The following is a 15,599-nucleotide window of genomic DNA, read 5'->3' on the forward strand; positions in this document are numbered from 1 at the left end:
GCTCAGATGCACCACCTGGAGCTCCTTCGCGTGGCGTCACACTCGGCACGGCTGGCGTGGCTCCTGCTTGCGGAACGATGATTTGTGGCCGCAGCCCGCTTCTACCCGCCGAGGAAGGCTGCGGCAGAAAGGGCCGGACATCCATCCGAAAGCATAGCGACGCCGCTCACAATAAAGAGGGATTCGACAACCGCTTAGTCCTCCTCGGCGAGCCGGCGGCCGGCGTCCCGGCACGCGGCGAGGACCGCCCGCACGTACGCCGGGGTGGCCCCGGCCAGGCCGCAGGCGGGGGTGACCACCACCTGCTCGGCGAGCTGGCGGCGGGGGAAGCCGAGCTGGTCCCAGAGCCGGCGTACCCGGTCGGCGACCTGGGCCGAGGTCGGCGCGCGACCGCCCGGCGGCGGCAGCGCGGGTGCGGCGCCGGCCAGCAGCCCGAGCCCGGCGTCGAGGACCTCGCCGAGCGGGTCCAGGTCGGTGATCAGTTCCAGGTCGAGGGCGACGCCGACGGCCCCGGCGGTGCGGATCAGCTCCAGCGGCACGTCGGGCGCGCAGCAGTGCACCACGGTGGGTACGCCGGCCGCCTCGATCACGCCTCGCAGCAGGGCCCGGGCCACCTCGGACTCGACCGGGCGGTGGGTGCCGAAGCCGCTCTCGGTGGGCACCCGGCCGGCCAGCACCGTGGGCAGCGACGGCTCGTCGAGCTGAAGCAGCACCGTGGCGTGCGGCAGCCGCCGGGCCACCGCCGCGACGTGCCCGCGCAGCCCCTCGGCGAGCGAGCCGGCGAGGTCCCGGACCGCGCCGGGGTCGCGCAGCAGCCGGCCGCCGATCGGCAGCTCCAGCGAGGCGGCCAGGGTGAACGGGCCGGCGGCCTGGACCTTGACGGGGCCGGCGTAGTCCTCGGCCTGCTCGGCGAGCTGGTCGAGGTCGCGTTCCATCAGGTCGCGGGCTCGGCGCAGGTCCTTGCCGGGGCGCGGGGCGATCCGCCAGCGGGCCGCGTACAGCTCGACCGGCAGCTCGACGAGGAGGCCGCCGGTGCGGCCGATCAGGTCCGCGCCGGGGCCCCGGGCGGGCAGTTCGGGCAGGTGCGGCAGGGCGGGCAGCTCACCGAGCACGATGCGCTGCGCCTCGGCCACGTCGGTGCCGGGCAACGACCCGATCCCCGTCGCCGCGCCCACTCCCCACGGCCAGGTCGTCTCAGTCACTGCCGCAGCCTATCCACCACCCCGCGCGCCGCACGGAGGGGTCCGGGTGGGCTCAGCCGGTGATGGTGGCGGAGCCGAGGACGACGTCGCCGGCCGGGTCGGGGCGGTACGCGACGATCGCCTGGCCGGCGGCCACGCCGCGGACCGGGCGGCGCAGGTCGGCGTGCAGTTCCTCGGCGTCCAGCGACACGGTCGCCGGCACCACGTCGCCGTGCGCCCGGAGCTGCACCTCGCACTCGATCGGTCCGGCGGGGCGGGCACCGCCGGTCCAGACCGGGCGGGTGGCCCGGACCTGGGAGACCTCCAGCGCCTCGGCCGGGCCGACGGTGACCGTGTTGGTCTTGGGGGTGATGGAGAGCACGTAGCGCGGGCGGCCGTCCGCGGCGGGGCGGTCCAGGTGCAGGCCCCGCCGCTGCCCGACGGTGTACTGGTAGGCGCCCGTGTGGCTGCCGACCACCGCGCCGCTGAGCGCGTCCACCACCGCGCCGGGGGCCTCGCCGAGCCGCTGGGACAGGAAGCCCCGGGTGTCGCCGTCGGCGATGAAGCAGATGTCGTGCGAGTCGGGCTTGTCGGCCACCGCGAGGCCGCGCCGGGCGGCCTCCGCGCGCACCTCGGCCTTGGTCGAGTCGCCGAGCGGGAAGATCGACCGGTCGAGCTGCGCCCGGGTGAGCACCGCGAGGACGTACGACTGGTCCTTGGCCGCGTCGACGCTGCGGCGCAGCAGGCCGTCCGGGCCGAGCCGGGCGTGGTGGCCGGTGACCACCGCGTCGAAGCCCAGGGCCACGGCCCGGTCCAGCACCGCAGCGAACTTGATCTTCTCGTTGCAGCGCAGGCACGGGTTCGGGGTACGGCCCGCCGCGTACTCCGCCACGAAGTCGTCCACCACGTCGGCGTGGAACCGGTCGGCCATGTCCCAGACGTAGAACGGGATGCCGAGCACGTCGGCGGCGCGGCGGGCGTCCCGGGAGTCCTCCAGGGTGCAGCAGCCCCGGGCGCCGGTGCGGTAGGTCTGCGGGTTGCGCGCGAGCGCCAGGTGCACGCCGGTCACGTCGTGCCCGGCCTCCACCGCGCGCGCCGCCGCCACGGCGGAGTCCACTCCGCCCGACATCGCCGCCAGAACCCTCACCGGCTCACTCCCCTCGTCATCACCGAGGGTATCCGGGTCAGCGGGGAGTGCGGAGGGCGGCCGCGCGGCGGGCCCGCTCCACGGCACCGGGCAGCGCGGCGATCAGGGCGTCGACCTCCGCTTTGGTGCTGGTGTGGCCGAGGGTGAAGCGCAGCGACGAGCGGGCCCGGTCGTCGTCGGCGCCCATGGCCAGGAGCACGTGCGAGGGCTGGGCCACGCCCGCGGAGCAGGCCGAGCCGGTCGAGCAGGCGATGCCCTGGGCGTCGAGGAGCAGCAGCAGGGCGTCCCCCTCACACCCGGGGAAGGAGAAGTGCGCGTTGCCGGGGAGCCGGCCGGTCGGGTCGCCGTTGAAGATCACCTCGGGGACCGCCTGCCGGACCCGCTCGACCAGGTCGTCGCGGAGCGCGGCGACCCGGGCCGCGTACTCCTGCTGGCCCTTCACGGCGGCCTCGACGGCGACCGCGAAGGCGACGATGCCGGCGGTGTCGAGGGTGCCGGAGCGGACGTCGCGCTCCTGGCCGCCGCCGTGCAGCAGCGGGGTGGCGGCGATGTCGCGGGCCAGCAGCAGCGCGCCGACCCCGGTCGGGCCGCCGAGCTTGTGGCCGGTGACGGTGAGCGCGGCGACGCCGCTGGCGGCGAAGTCGACCGGCACCTGCCCGACCGCCTGGATCGCGTCGGTGTGGAAGGGCACCCCGTGCTCGGCGGCGACCGCGGCCAGCTCGGCCACCGGCTGCACGGTGCCCACCTCGTTGTTGGCCCACATCGCGGTGACCAGGGCGACCCGGTCGCCGTGCGCGGCCAGTTCGGCGCGGAGCCGCTCCGGCTCGAGCCGGCCGGCGGCGTCGACCGGCAGCCAGCCGACCTCGGCGCCCTCGTGCCCGGCCAGCCAGTCCACCGCGTCCAGCACGGCGTGGTGCTCGACGGCGCTGGAGACCACCCGGAGCCGCTCGGCGCGGGCGGCGCGGCGGGCCCAGAAGATGCCCTTCACGGCCAGGTTGTCGCTCTCCGTGCCACCGCCGGTGAAGATCACCTCGGACGGGCGGGCGCCCAGCACCGCGGCCACCCGCTCACGGGACTCCTCCACCCGCCGCCGGGCGCGCCGGCCCGCCGCGTGCAGCGAGGACGCGTTGCCCACCTCGCGGGCCGTGGCGACGTACGCCTCGAGTGCCTCGTCGAGCATCGGGGTCGTCGCCGCGTGATCCAGGTATGCCATCACCGTTCAGCCTAACGGCCGACCGGTGTCCCACCGGATGCCGGACCGCCCCGTTCGTACGGGGACGGGGTGGGCGGTCCGGCCGGCACGCCGGTGACCAGGATGTCGTCCCGGTGGCGCGAGGGGGTGGGAGCCACTTCGGACGCACCGGCGGTTGCCCGCGCCCGTGGCGAATTCCCCGGGCGTTCCGGGGTACCCAGGGTCTGGCCGATCCCCGGACGCCATGGATGTTCTTCTTGGGTACGCTGAGCGGAGCACCAAGCCCGCCCACTCTGCGACAGCTCGCCGAGGGGCGCCCCTGACGGGCTGATCGGCGGGCCGGCTCAGCTCCCCGGCCCGCCGATCAGCTCCCTTCCGCCGCACGGAAGGGCCGCAACGAACGCGAGCCGCCGCCCGGATCACCGGACGGCGGCTCGTGTCGTGACGGGGTCACTTGCGCTTGCGGATCTCCTCGGCGGCCTGCGGGACGACCTTGAACAGGTCGCCGACCACACCGAAGTCGGCCAGCTCGAAGATCGGCGCCTCGCCGTCCTTGTTCACCGCGACGATCGTCTTCGAGGTCTGCATGCCGGCCCGGTGCTGGATCGCGCCGGAGATGCCCAGCGCGACGTAGAGCTGCGGGGAGACCGTCTTGCCGGTCTGGCCCACCTGGAACTGGTGCGGGTAGAAGCCGGAGTCGACGGCCGCGCGGGACGCGCCGACCGCGCCGCCGAGCAGGTCGGCCAGCTCCTCGACCAGCTTGAAGTTGTCGGCGTTGCCGACGCCCCGACCACCGGAGACGACCACCGACGCCTCGGTGAGCTCGGGGCGGGAGCCCTTCTGCTCGGCGACCCGCTCGACGACCTTGGCCAGCTTGTCCGCGTCGGAGACCGACACGGTGAGCTGCTCGACGGCCGGGGTGGCCGCGGCCGGGGTCGGGTTGAGCGAGTTGGGCCGGACGGTGACCAGCGGCAGGCCCTTGGTGACCTTGGACTTGACGATGGTGGAGCCGGCGAAGGCGACCTGGGTGGCGGTGCCGTCGGCGGCGAGGGACACCACGTCGGTCAGGATGCCGTTGTCCAGCTTCACCGCCAGGCGGGCGGCGATCTCCTTGCCCTCCTGGGAGGAGGCGAGCAGCACGGCGGCCGGCTGCACCCGCCGGACCAGCTCGGCCAGCACGGTGGCCTTCGGGGCCACCAGGTAGCCGTCGATCTCGTCACCCTCGGCGGCGTAGACCTTCGCCGCGCCGTACTCGCCCAGCTTGGCGCTCAGCGCCTCGGCGGCGCCGGCGCCACCGAGCACGACCGCGCTCGGGGTGCCCAGCTCGCGGGCGAGGGTGAGCATCTCCAGGGTGACCTTCTTGACGCCGAATTCCTTGGTGGCTTCGACGACGACGAGAACCTCAGACATGTCCAGACCTCTCACACGAACTTCTCGGTGGCGAGGAACTCGACCAGCTTCACGCCGCCCTCGCCCTCGTCGGTGACCTTGGTGCCGCCGGAGCGCGGCGGGCGCTTGGTGTGCTCGAGCACGGCGCTGGTGGCGCCGTCGAAGCCCACCTCGGCGGGGGCGACGCCGAGGTCACCCAGGGAGAGCGTCTGCACCGGCTTCTTCTTGGCGGCCATGATGCCCTTGAAGGACGGGTAGCGCGGCTCGTTGATGGTGTCCCAGACGGAGACGACGGCCGGGGTCGAGGCGGTGACCACCTCGTAGCCCTCCTCGGTCTGCCGCTCGACGGTCAGGGTGGCGCCGTCGACGGTGAGCTTGCGCGCGCCGGTCAGGGCGGCCACGCCCAGCCGCTCGGCGATCATGTGCGGCATGACCTGGACCCGGCCGTCGGTCGACTCGGCGCCGCAGATGACCAGGTCGGCACCCAGCTGGCCGAGGGCGGCGGCGAGCACCTTCGAGGTGGCCACGGCGCAGGACCCGTGCAGGGCGTCGTCGACCACGTGCACGGCCTTGTCCGGCCCCATGGAGAGCGCCTTGCGGATCGACTCGGTCGCCCGGTCCGGACCCATGGTCAGGATGGTGACCTCGCCGCCGTGGGCCTCCTTGATCTTCAAGGCCTCCTCGATGGCGTACTCGTCCATCTCGTTGATGACGTTGTTCGCCGAACCGCGGTCGACGGTGTTGTCGTCAGGACGCAGGTTGCGGTCCGCGCCCGAATCGGGCACCTGCTTGACGAGTACGACGATGTTCATCGCGCTTCGACGACCCTCCTGTTTGGTGTAGCGATCACTCGCCCGGTCACGGGCGCAGCCTCGCGCGTGGCTTAACGTTCGGTCAACCGCGCGGGGCTGTGCAGTTGCCCACGAAGCAATGTTACCCGCAAGTAGCTTCCGCTCTCCGGTGCCTCAGAGTGACACAGGTCACCGGGCTTCGTCGCGCCGGGTAAGCTCCCGAAACATGGGATTGACGGACATGTCGGAAAAGGGCGTTTCGGCGCAGGCCCCGGACGCGGCGGGTGGCCCCCGTACCAGCCGCCGGGCCTGCCGCCGGATGCTCCCGGACACCTACCGGTGTGCCTGCGGCCGGGTCCGTGACCGCTGCGTCCGGGCCAGCGTGCGGGCACTCTGGTCGGCCGGGACGGTCAGGCCGGCTCCGCCAGCGCATGCCTGATCTTGTCGATCACCGCCGCCTCGGCGGGCGCGACACCCCGGTGGGCCTGCGCCACCCGGTCGGCGGCGGCCAGCACCACCGACCGGTACGCGTCGACGTCCCCCGGTGACTTGGTCCGGAGGATCTCCACCGCCCGGCCCAGCGCCGGCAGCACGGTCGCCTCGATCTCCAGCGCCGAGTCCCGCGGCAGCTGCGGCAGCGGGCCGGTGGTGAGCGCCTCCTTGACCACCCCGCTGGCATCGCCCAGCGCCCCGGACGCGGCGATGCTCTCCCGCACCATGGCCAGCATCCCGGGCACCGCGTTGGAGACCAGGAAGACGGCCCCGAAGGCGCCGGTCTTGAGGGTGAGCTGCTCGTCCGCCGTCAACCGCTCCATGATCACGGAGTGTAGACGTACGGGGTGGTCGTGGTGACCGCAACGAGCCCGAGCCGCTCCAGGATGGGCCGGCTGTCCGGCGAGCAGTCCACCTGCAGCAGGGTCTTCCCGCGCTGGTCGGCCAACCGCGCCCGGTAGGCCACCAGCGCCCGGTAGATGCCCCTGCCCCGCCACTCCGGCAGCGTCGAGCCGCCCCAGAGCGTGGCGAAACCGGTGCCGGCCAGGTAGCGCACCCAACCGGCGCTGACCACGGTGTCGCCCGCCTCGGCCACCACGATCGTGATCGACTGCGGGTCGGCCTCGATCTCCCTGGCCAGCCCGGTCACCAGGTGGCTCCGGTCGTCGTTCCAGACCGCCTCCTCCATGGCGGCGATCCGTTCCAGGTCCTCCCGGGAGGTGACCTCGCGCAGGCGTACCCCCTCGGGCGGCATCGGGACGGCGGCGGCCAGGGCCGCGACCGGGCCGACCACGACGGTCTCCAGGTCCTCCGGCACGAAGCCGGCGGCGCGCAGCCGGCCGCCCAGGTCGGCCGGCTCGTCGTGCCCGTTCAGCTTCCACTCGACCGACTCGCCCCGGTCGCGGAAGAACTCGACCTGCCGGGCGATCAGCGCGTCCAGGTCGGCGCCGGCCAGCCCGCCCAGCGTCCGGTACGTGATGAAGCCGCGCTTGTCCAGGCCGAGGATCCGGACCAGCGGGCCGTCCCGGTCGACGGTCACCCCGGCCGGCAGCGGGTCCGGGATCTCCGGACGGATCTGGGTGTCATACGCGTCGCGCAGGTTCCGCGCGTCAAGATCGGTCATCCCTCCAGGCTATTGGCGCGTCTACCAATTTCCGGCAGCCGACCTTCGTGGGGAATTGTCGGACGGGTGGTGTTGGGTTCAGTTCGTGCCTCGTCGTCGAGATCCTGCCGCGCCCCGGGTTGTTCACCGCACCGCACGTGTGGCGTTGCGGGTGACGCCGGGGCAGCGACGGCGGTGCTTCGGATTGCTGCGCTCGGCCAGTGACCTGTGGGCGTGTGTGCTCGAGGTCAACGCCTGGCGACGTCGTCGCCACGACGCACCGCTGGCGGGCTATCAGGAGTTGTGCCGCGAACTGGCGGCGTCGGGGCCGGGCACGTTCGGCGACTTGGATACCGTAGGTGCCCGGTCGGTGTTGCGTCGATTCTCGGATGCCTGGTTCGCGGCGGCGAAACGCCGCCGCGACGGTGACCTGTCGGCGCGCTTCCCGCGCCGCCGACGTGCCCTGACGCCAGTGCGCTGGTATCACGGCACGTTCAACATTGACGGGCGCCGGGTGCGGATCCCGGCGGCCAAGGGCAACCCGCCGTTGTATTTGCGCCTGGCGCGGGAGGTGCCGTATCCGCCGGAGCAAGTCAGATCGGTCACCCTGCTGTATGAGGGCGGCCGGCTGTTCCTGGACGTGACCGCTGAAGTTCCGGTGGCGGTGTATTCGCCGGGTGAGGGGCCCGACCCTGGCCGGGCAGCCGGGGTGGATGTGGGGATCATCCACCCGTACGCGGTCGCCGGCCCGGACGGGGAGGGCCTGTTGGTGTCCGGGCGGGCGATCCGCGCCGAACACCGCATGCACCTCGCCGACACCAAAGCCCGCCGCCGTGCGGTTTCCCAGCGGGCGCCGAAGCCCGGGCAGAAGGGGTCACGGCGGTGGCGCAAGTACCGCCGCCGCGCCCGGCTGGTGGAAGGTCGGCACCGGCGTCGGGTCCGTCAAGCCCAGCACGAAGCCGCCGCCACGGTCGTCTCCTGGGCCGTACGCGAGCGGGTCGGGGTGCTGCACGTCGGTGACCCACGCGGGGTCCTCGACATCGAAGCAGGACGACGGCACAACCTGCGGCTACGCCAGTGGCAGATCGGCCGGCTCCTGCAAGTCCTCACCGACAAGGCCACCCGGGCCGGCATCACCGTCCACCTCGTGGATGAGCGCGGCACCTCCTCCACCTGCCCCACCTGCCAGCGACGCATCCCGAAACCGCGCGGGCGGAGCCTGTCCTGCCCGCGCTGCCACCTCACCGGGCACCGCGACCTCGTCGCGGCCGCCATCATCGCCACCCGCACCCCGGGCGGCGGACCCAACACCCCGACAGCCATCGTGCTGCCGGAGGTGGTCACGCACCGTCGAGTCGGCCGGCACCTGCCCGGTGTCGGCCAGTCTCGGCGTGATCCCCGGCGCCCCCGGGCGGCGAGAGGATCAGTTGGCCCGCGGAGGCCCGCCCCATCGACCAACAATGGGGAGTCGCTCGCACAAACGGCGAGGATCCACACCCGCCACCGGACAACCGGTGAAAGTTCGTGGAAACCGCACGGATAATCGACGACGTGTGGGAGGCGATCAGGCGCTGGTTCGACCCGCGCGAGCTGCGGTCGGTCGGCAGCACGCCGGACTACCGCTTCTCGCTGGCCAACGAGCGGACCTTCCTGGCCTGGCTGCGCACCGGGCTGGCGCTGATCGCCGGCGGGCTGGCCGCCGCGCAGTTCCTCCCGCGGTTTCCGCTGGCCCACCTGCGCGAGGTGATCGCCGTCGCCCTGCTGCTGCTGGGCGCCGCGGTGGCGGTTCGGGCGGTGGACCACTGGTCCCGCACCGAGCGGGCCATCCGGCTGGGCGAGGAACTGCCCGCGTCCCGCTTCCCGGCCGTGCTGGCCCTGGTGGTCGCGGTCGGCGCGCTGCTGCTGGTGGTCGCCGTGCTGGTCCGGGGCCTGGGGTGAGCCGGGATCCGGGGCTGCAACCGGAACGCACCCGGCTGGCCTGGCGGCGGACGCTGCTCGCGGTCACCGCCGTCCTGGTGCTGGAACTCCGGCTGGCGTTCACCGGGCGCGTCTTCGACGCGCTGCTGGCCGGGCTGGCGGTGGCCGTCTGGCTGGGCGTGCTGACGGTCGACTGGCGCCGGGCCACTGGTGTCGGGCTGCGGGGCGCGGGGCGCTGGTCGATCCCGCTCACCGCGCTGGCCACGGCCGGGCTGGCGCTGCTGGGCGTCCTGCACGTGCTGAGCGGGCTGCGCTGACCGTCCCCGGTGCGCCATGATGTCCGGCATGGTTCGCCTCTACGGGCTGCTCTTCCTGGCCCAGATCGTGCTCGCCGTCTGCGCGCTGATCAGCTGCCTCTCCGCCGAGGAGGGCGAGATCCGGGCGCTGCCCCGGGTCGCCTGGGTGCTGATCATCCTGTTCTTCCCGCTTGTCGGCTCGATCGCCTGGTTCGTCGCCGGTCGGGAGGCCGGCGCCCGGCGGCCCCGGACCGCCTGGCCGATGGGGAACGGCTTCTCCGAGCAGCACCGCCCCCGGCAGGTCGCGCCCGATGACGACCCCGAGTTCCTCTCCTCGCTTCGCGAGCGCGCCCGCCGGGACGACCAGGAGCTGCTCCGGCGCTGGGAGGACGACCTGCGCCGGCGCGAGGAGGACCTGCGCCGCCGCGAGGACGGGCGGGACCGGCCGGAGGTCTGAGCGCCGCCGCCCGAGGCGGTGGCCGTCACACTCGATGCCTGAGCGCCCGCACCGCCAGCGGGGCGAAGACGGCGAGCAGCACGGCGGCCCAGATCAGCGACCGGGCCACCGGGCCGGCAACCGGGCCGGAGACCAGCAGTCCGCGCAGCGCGTCGGCCAGGATGGTGGCCCGGTTGATCTCCACCCAGTGCTGGAGCCAGGACGGCATCTTGTCGGTCGGCACGAACGCGTTGCTGGTGAAGGTGAGCGGGAAGATCACCATGAAGCCGAAGATCTGCACCTGTCCGGCTCGCTGAGCGACCGCCGTCGCCGGTCACCCCGGCGACGGCGGTCGCGGCGTTTGGGTCAGGCCAGGTTCGACGACCGGGGGTACGCGTCGGCCGGGTCGGTCAGCACGTTGACCAGGTACGGAACGCCGGCGTCGAACGCGCGGGCCAGGGCCGGGCCGAGGTCGGCGGCCTTCTCCACCGTCTCGCCGGCGCCGCCGAGCGCCTCGACCACCTTGTCGTAGCGCAGCCCGGGCTGGAGGTCGGCGGCCACGTCGTAGCCGTACATGGCCCGCATCGGGTGCTTCTCCAGGCCCCAGATGCCGTTGTTGCCGACCACCATCACCACCGGGAGCCGCTGGCGGACCAGGGATTCCACGTCCATCAGCGAGAAGCCGGCCGCGCCGTCGCCCATCAGCACGCAGATCTGCCGGTCGGGGTGGCTGACCCGGGCGCCCATGGCGTAGCCCATCCCGGTGCCCAGGCAGCCGTACGGGCCGGGGTCGAGCCAGGTGCCGGGCTGGGCCGGCTCCAGGTACTTCCCGGCGTACGACACGAAGTCGCCGCCGTCGCCGATGGTGATCGCGTCCCGGGCGAGCACCTTGCGCAGCTCGCCGTAGACCCGGGCCGGGCGGATCGGGTCGGTCTCGGCCGCCATCTCCTCCGCGTCGCGCGCCTTCCCGGCGTCCTCTGCCGTGCGCAGCTGGGCGATCCAGTCGGCGTGGTCGGCCCGGTCGCCGGGGTGCTCGGCGAACCCGGTGAGGATCAGCCGCAGGTCACCGGCGGGGGCGGCGGTCGGTTGGACGTGCCCGGCCCGCTGGGCGGGTGCGTCCACTACGTGCACCACCTGCGCGTCGCCGAAGTCGCCGAAGCCGAGCCGGAAGTCGAGCGGGGTGCCGACCACCACGACCACGTCGGCGTTCCTGAGCGCCACCCGGCGGGCCTTGGCGAAGGCGAGCGGGTGCTCCGGGGGCAGCGCGCCGCGGCCCATGCCGTTGGTGAAGACCGGCACCTGGAGGGACTCGGCGGCGGCCCGCAGCGCCTCGACGGCGTCGCCCGCGTACACGTCGGAGCCGGCGATGATCACCGGTCGGGACGCGCCGGCGATCAGGGCTGCGGCCTTGGCGACCTCGTCCGGGTCCGCCTCGATCGGGGCCGGCGGGGTGACCGCGGGCAGGTCGGCCTCGCCGACCGAGAAGACCGCCTCCAGGGGAAAGTCGAGGAAGGCCGGTCCGCGGTGCGGGGTGAGCGCGGCGGTGAGCGCCGCCGTGACCGCGCGCGGGATGTCGTCGGCGCTGAACACCGTCTCGGCGTGCTTGGTGACCGGGGAGACCAGCGGCAGGTGGTCCATCTCCTGCAGGCTGCCGGAGCCCCAGCGGAACTGCGGGGCCCGCCCGCCGAGCACCAGCACCGGCGAGGCGTTGAAGAACGCGCTGGTCAGGCCGGAGACGCCGTTGGTGACGCCGGGGCCGGCGGTGAGCACGGCCAGGCCGGGGCGACGCTGGAGCTTGGCCACCGCCTCGGCGGCGAAGACGGCGGACTGCTCGTGCCGGACGTCGTAGATCGGGAAGCCGGTCCGGTGCGCGGCGACGTAGAGCGGGAAGACGTGCCCGCCGGAGAGGGTGAACATCTCCCGTACGCCGTGCGCGCGCAGCGCCGCGAGGGCCAGCTCGCCGCCGTGCCCCTCGACCCGTTCCGTCATCGCCACTTCCCTTCGTCATGACCGGAGCCACACGCTACTGGCCGGTAGGCGGGATGTGAACCGTTCTCGGGTCGGCGGCGGAGCGCCGCCGACCCGGATCGGCGGCTCAGCGGCCGGTGAAGCCCGGCTTGCGCTTCTCCACGAACGCGGCCATGCCCTCGCGCCGGTCGTCGGTGGCGAACAGCGCCGCGAAGAGCTGGCTCTCCCAGGCCAGGCCGGAGTTGAGGTCCATGTCCAGGCCGCCGTCGACGGCCAGCTTGGCCGCCCGCAGCGCCTGCACCGGGCCGGTCAGGTACGGCTTCACGTAGGCGACGGCCGCCTCGTAGACCTCGGCGGCCGGGACCACCTGGTCGGCCAGGCCGATCCGCAGCGCCTCCGCGGCGTCGACCATCCGGCCCGTCATGATCAGGTCCTTGGCGCGGGCCGGGCCGACCAGGCGGGCCAGCCGCTGGGTGCCGCCGGCGCCCGGGATGATGCCGAGCTTGATCTCCGGCTGGCCGAGCTTGGCGTCCTCGGCCACGATCCGCCAGTCGCAGGCCAGGGCCAGCTCGCAACCGCCACCGAGGGCGTACCCGGTGATCGCCGCGACCACCGGCTTGGGGATCCGGGCGATCGCGCCCAGGGCACTGGACAGGTCGGCGGCCCGGTCGGCCATGTCCACGTAGGACATGTCCGCCATCTCCTTGATGTCCGCGCCGGCGGCGAAGACCTTCTCCCCGCCGTACACGATGACCGCGCGGACCTCGGCGTCGGCGGTGGCCGCCGCGGCGGCGGCGCGCAACTCCTCCTGCACCTGAGTGTTGAGCGCGTTCATCGGCGGCCGCTCCAGCCGGATGGTGCCGATGCCGTCCTTCACTTCCAGCCTGACGAACTCGCCCACGCTGCCCTCACTTCCTCGTCGAAGTCGCGTGCCAACCTTACGACCAGGGTCGTTGGGGTAAACAGTGGTGTCGACGGCTCCAGGTCGCTGCGCGGCGTCAGACGCGCCGAGCTGGAGTTGTCGCAGCCCCTTCCCCGGGAGTGAGGCCATGATCACCTACTACGACGACCGTTCGGTCCAGGTCACCTCCACCGCCATCCGGGTGGACGGGCGCAGCTATCCCCTGGCCGAGCTGGGCATGGTGTGGCACCGGCGGGGCAACCGCTCCTGGCGGGTGCTCGCCGGCCGGGGCGCGATCGGGGCGGCCCTCGCCGGCCCGCTGGTAGCCGCCGTGCTCGGCATCGGGCTGGCGGTCTGGCTGCACCGCTCCGCCGTGGTGACGATCGCCATCGTCGGGGCGTCCGTGCTGGTCGGCCTCGGCGTCGGGCCGCTCGCCGACGTGCTCTTCGAGCACCTCGACCGGTCGTACGCCCGGGGCAGCCGGGAGCTGGAGATGTGGGCGCGCTGGCGGGGCCGGCCGGTGCGGCTGCTGCACACCGGCGACGCGCTGCGCTTCGGCCAGATCTACCGGGCGGTGCAGCGGGCCATGGAGAGCGGGGCCCCCGGTCAGCGGGCCGGTCAGAAGGCGATCGGGCGGTCGGGCAGCAGCCCGAGGCCGCGCAGCAGGCCGTAGGTGTCCTGCTCGCCCCAGAACTGGACGATCCGTCCGCCGGCCAGCCGGTACATCTTGCAGGCGCTCTGCACCGTGGTGGCGCCCGTGGCGTCCCGCCGATACGTCTGCGCCATCGAGACCACCACCCGGTCCCCGGCCGCGAAGATCTCCAGGATCTCCTGGTCGAGCACGGTCAACCCGGGCGAGGAGACGGCCGCCTCGGGATACCGCCGGCCGCGTACCGCCGTGCCCGAGCCGTAGATCTCCACGTCCTCGGCGACCACCTCGGCCAGCTCGGCCAGGTCCTTGGTGACGAAGGTCCGCAGTTGACGTTCTCTCCGCCCTAGAGGGCGAAGATTCCCTGCACGCTGCGCGTCGGACACGCGGCGTCTGGGCGGATTCCTGTTTCACGGCGCGGTGCCGGCACGGGGTGCCGGTCTTACCTGCGCTCCACAGGCGTTTAGGCTCTCGGCGCGTCCCGCCGCGAGGATGTTCTTGGCCGCGTTGACGTCCCGGTCGTGGACCGACCCGCACGGGCAGGTCCACGACCGGACGGACAGCGGCTTGGGTCCGTCGAGCCGGCCGCAGGCCGAGCACGTCTGCGACGTCGGCGCGAACCGGTCGATCTTGGCGAAGGCCCGCCCGGCCCGGGCGGCCTTGTACTCCAGCATCGCTGTGAACGACGCCCAGCCGGCGTCGTGCACCGACTTCGCCAGCCGAGTGCGGCCGAGACCAACCACGCACAGGTCCTCGACGAACACCGCTTGGTTGTCGCGGATGATCGTCGTGGAGAGCTTGTGCTGCCAGTCCCGCCGGGTGTCGGCCACCCGGGCGTGTGCCTTCGCGACCTTGACGACGGCCTTGGTGCGGTTCGCGCTGCCCCGCCGCTTGCGGGACAGGTTCTGCTGCAGTCCGCGCAGCTTGCGGGCGGCGCGGCGCAGGAATTTCGGCGCTGCGATCTTCGTGCCGTCCGAGAGCACCGCGAAGTGGGTCAGTCCCAGGTCGATGCCCACCTCGCTGCCGGCCCGGGGCAGCGGCTGGTCGGGGGCGGCCACCACGAACGAGGCGAAGTACCGCCCGGCCGCGTCCTTGATGATCGTGACCGAGGTGGGATCTGCCGGTAGTGGCCGTGACCACCGCACCGCCAGGTCGCCGATCTTCGGCAGCCGCAGCCGACCGCTGTCCAGCACCTTGAACCGGGCATTGGCGGTGAACCGGATGGCCTGCCGGTTGTCCTTACGCGAACGAAACCGGGGCGGGGCGACCTTGCGGCCTTTGCGCTTGCCGGCCAGCGAGGAGAAGAAGTTCCGGTAGGCGGTGTTCAGGTCAGCAATAGACTGCTGGAGCACCACCGCCGAGACCTCGCCCAGCCATTGACGCTCGGGCGTCTTCTTCGCCTCGGTGATCACCCGCTTGGACAGCTCGCCGTCAGACACGTACGGCAGCCCGTCCTCGCGCGCCGACTGGCGGATACGCAGCCCATCGTTGAACACAACCCGCGCACACCCGAACGCCCTAGCCAACGCCTCCTGCTGTGCGGGCGTCGGGTAGACGCGGTAGTTATACCGAAGCTGCACGTTGGACAGTCTGGCATCGGCCTATGACACAGATTGGGGACATTCGGAGCGGCAGGCACTGCGTTTTCGTCCTGCACGCTTACTTGGTCTTCGTGACCAAGTTTCGGCACAAGGTGTTCGGCGACCGGCACCTGACCCGCCTGGAGGAGATCATGCGGGCGGTGTGCGCCGACTTCGAATGCGAACTGATCGAGTTCAACGGCGACGGCGAGCACATGCACCTACTGGTCAACTTCCCGCCCAAGGTTGCCCTGTCGAAGCTGGTCAACAGCCTCAAGGGCGTGTCCTCGCGGCGGATGCGGCAGGAGTTCCCCGACCTGGGCCGCCACTACTACCAGGCCAACAGGCTCTGGTCGGCCTCGTACTTCGCTGGGTCCGTCAGCGGCGCACCCCTGACCATCCTGCACCAGTACATCGAACAGCAGAACCGGCCAGGCTAGAACCCAAGGCTTGCGTGGGAGGGCCGGTTAGGTCCGAGCCCACCCCCTGAAGGGCGGAGCACTGACCCGCATCTAGGTAGCGCCGGACCACCTCGACGTTGCGCTCCTGCTCAGTGCT

The 15,599-nt window shown here is 72.9% G+C and carries 17 protein-coding genes and 1 pseudogene; 6 read left to right on the forward strand and 12 right to left on the reverse strand.

Annotated elements, in window-relative coordinates:
* Positions 1 to 194: 194 nt before the first annotated feature.
* The 7 genes from AB0F68_RS30125 to AB0F68_RS30155 form a co-directional block, all read right to left on the reverse strand.
* On the reverse strand, positions 195 to 1,202 hold the full coding sequence (locus AB0F68_RS30125) for a methionine synthase (RefSeq protein ID WP_357344341.1): 1,008 nt from the start codon (positions 1,200 to 1,202) through the stop codon (positions 195 to 197).
* 52 nt (positions 1,203 to 1,254) lie between these two features.
* Positions 1,255 to 2,328 (reverse strand): tRNA 2-thiouridine(34) synthase MnmA, encoded by a 1,074-nt coding sequence (gene mnmA / locus AB0F68_RS30130; RefSeq protein WP_357344343.1) that lies wholly within the window; start codon positions 2,326 to 2,328, stop codon positions 1,255 to 1,257.
* Positions 2,329 to 2,365: 37 nt separating this feature from the next.
* Positions 2,366 to 3,541, reverse strand: coding sequence for a cysteine desulfurase family protein (locus AB0F68_RS30135; protein ID WP_357344345.1), 1,176 nt, complete (start codon positions 3,539 to 3,541; stop codon positions 2,366 to 2,368).
* Between the two features lie 429 nt (positions 3,542 to 3,970).
* Positions 3,971 to 4,930, reverse strand: coding sequence for an electron transfer flavoprotein subunit alpha/FixB family protein (locus AB0F68_RS30140; protein WP_357344347.1), 960 nt, complete (start codon positions 4,928 to 4,930; stop codon positions 3,971 to 3,973).
* A gap of 11 nt (positions 4,931 to 4,941) precedes the next feature.
* Positions 4,942 to 5,721, reverse strand: coding sequence for an electron transfer flavoprotein subunit beta/FixA family protein (locus tag AB0F68_RS30145; protein WP_357344349.1), 780 nt, complete (start codon positions 5,719 to 5,721; stop codon positions 4,942 to 4,944).
* 389 nt (positions 5,722 to 6,110) lie between these two features.
* Positions 6,111 to 6,515, reverse strand: a complete 405-nt coding sequence (locus AB0F68_RS30150; protein ID WP_357344351.1) for a hypothetical protein — start codon at positions 6,513 to 6,515, stop codon at positions 6,111 to 6,113.
* 2 nt (positions 6,516 to 6,517) lie between these two features.
* On the reverse strand, positions 6,518 to 7,315 hold the full coding sequence (locus AB0F68_RS30155; protein ID WP_357344353.1) for a GNAT family N-acetyltransferase: 798 nt from the start codon (positions 7,313 to 7,315) through the stop codon (positions 6,518 to 6,520).
* A 151-nt stretch (positions 7,316 to 7,466) separates the two neighbouring features.
* On the opposite strand from AB0F68_RS30155, the gene AB0F68_RS30160 reads away from it, so the two are divergent.
* Genes AB0F68_RS30160 through AB0F68_RS30175 form a run of 4 tightly spaced genes read left to right on the forward strand, consistent with a single transcriptional unit; the run spans position 7,467 to position 9,964 of the window.
* A complete protein-coding gene (locus AB0F68_RS30160) occupies positions 7,467 to 8,837 on the forward strand; it encodes a transposase (protein ID WP_357344354.1) in 1,371 nt (456 codons plus the stop codon).
* 8 nt (positions 8,838 to 8,845) lie between these two features.
* Entirely contained in the window at positions 8,846 to 9,232 is a 387-nt protein-coding gene (locus AB0F68_RS30165) for a DUF202 domain-containing protein (RefSeq protein ID WP_357344356.1), read from the forward strand.
* Entirely contained in the window at positions 9,229 to 9,528 is a 300-nt protein-coding gene (locus AB0F68_RS30170; protein ID WP_357344359.1) for a DUF202 domain-containing protein, read from the forward strand. Before AB0F68_RS30165 ends, AB0F68_RS30170 begins: the two co-directional genes overlap by 4 nt.
* A gap of 28 nt (positions 9,529 to 9,556) precedes the next feature.
* Positions 9,557 to 9,964, forward strand: coding sequence for a PLDc N-terminal domain-containing protein (locus AB0F68_RS30175; protein ID WP_357344361.1), 408 nt, complete (start codon positions 9,557 to 9,559; stop codon positions 9,962 to 9,964).
* Positions 9,965 to 9,989: 25 nt separating this feature from the next.
* Here AB0F68_RS30175 and AB0F68_RS30180 read toward each other — a convergent pair.
* The 3 genes and pseudogenes from AB0F68_RS30180 to AB0F68_RS30190 all read right to left on the reverse strand — a co-directional run.
* Positions 9,990 to 10,256 (reverse strand): annotated as a pseudogene (locus AB0F68_RS30180) (ABC transporter permease); the annotation flags it as partial.
* Positions 10,257 to 10,309: 53 nt separating this feature from the next.
* A complete protein-coding gene (locus tag AB0F68_RS30185) occupies positions 10,310 to 11,932 on the reverse strand; it encodes an acetolactate synthase (protein ID WP_357344363.1) in 1,623 nt (540 codons plus the stop codon).
* A gap of 106 nt (positions 11,933 to 12,038) precedes the next feature.
* Complete coding sequence (locus AB0F68_RS30190; RefSeq protein WP_357344365.1) at positions 12,039 to 12,812, reverse strand: enoyl-CoA hydratase-related protein; 774 nt, start codon at positions 12,810 to 12,812, stop codon at positions 12,039 to 12,041.
* 148 nt (positions 12,813 to 12,960) lie between these two features.
* Here AB0F68_RS30190 and AB0F68_RS30195 point away from each other — a divergent pair, with 148 nt between their 5' ends.
* Positions 12,961 to 13,485 (forward strand): DUF6232 family protein, encoded by a 525-nt coding sequence (locus AB0F68_RS30195; RefSeq protein ID WP_357344367.1) that lies wholly within the window; start codon positions 12,961 to 12,963, stop codon positions 13,483 to 13,485.
* Here AB0F68_RS30195 and AB0F68_RS30200 read toward each other — a convergent pair.
* Both AB0F68_RS30200 and AB0F68_RS30205 read right to left on the reverse strand, forming a co-directional pair.
* Positions 13,431 to 13,847 (reverse strand): nuclear transport factor 2 family protein, encoded by a 417-nt coding sequence (locus AB0F68_RS30200; RefSeq protein WP_357344369.1) that lies wholly within the window; start codon positions 13,845 to 13,847, stop codon positions 13,431 to 13,433. The two genes, AB0F68_RS30195 and AB0F68_RS30200, sit on opposite strands and share 55 nt — an antisense overlap.
* Positions 13,848 to 13,871: 24 nt before the next feature.
* Positions 13,872 to 15,041, reverse strand: a complete 1,170-nt coding sequence (locus AB0F68_RS30205; RefSeq protein WP_357344371.1) for a transposase — start codon at positions 15,039 to 15,041, stop codon at positions 13,872 to 13,874.
* A 23-nt stretch (positions 15,042 to 15,064) separates the two neighbouring features.
* On the opposite strand from AB0F68_RS30205, the gene tnpA reads away from it, so the two are divergent.
* Complete coding sequence (tnpA, locus tag AB0F68_RS30210) at positions 15,065 to 15,481, forward strand: IS200/IS605 family transposase (protein ID WP_357344373.1); 417 nt, start codon at positions 15,065 to 15,067, stop codon at positions 15,479 to 15,481.
* Positions 15,482 to 15,599 lie beyond the last annotated feature (118 nt).

The organism is Micromonospora sp. NPDC023966, from assembly GCF_040639095.1.
GTDB lineage: Bacteria > Actinomycetota > Actinomycetes > Mycobacteriales > Micromonosporaceae > Micromonospora.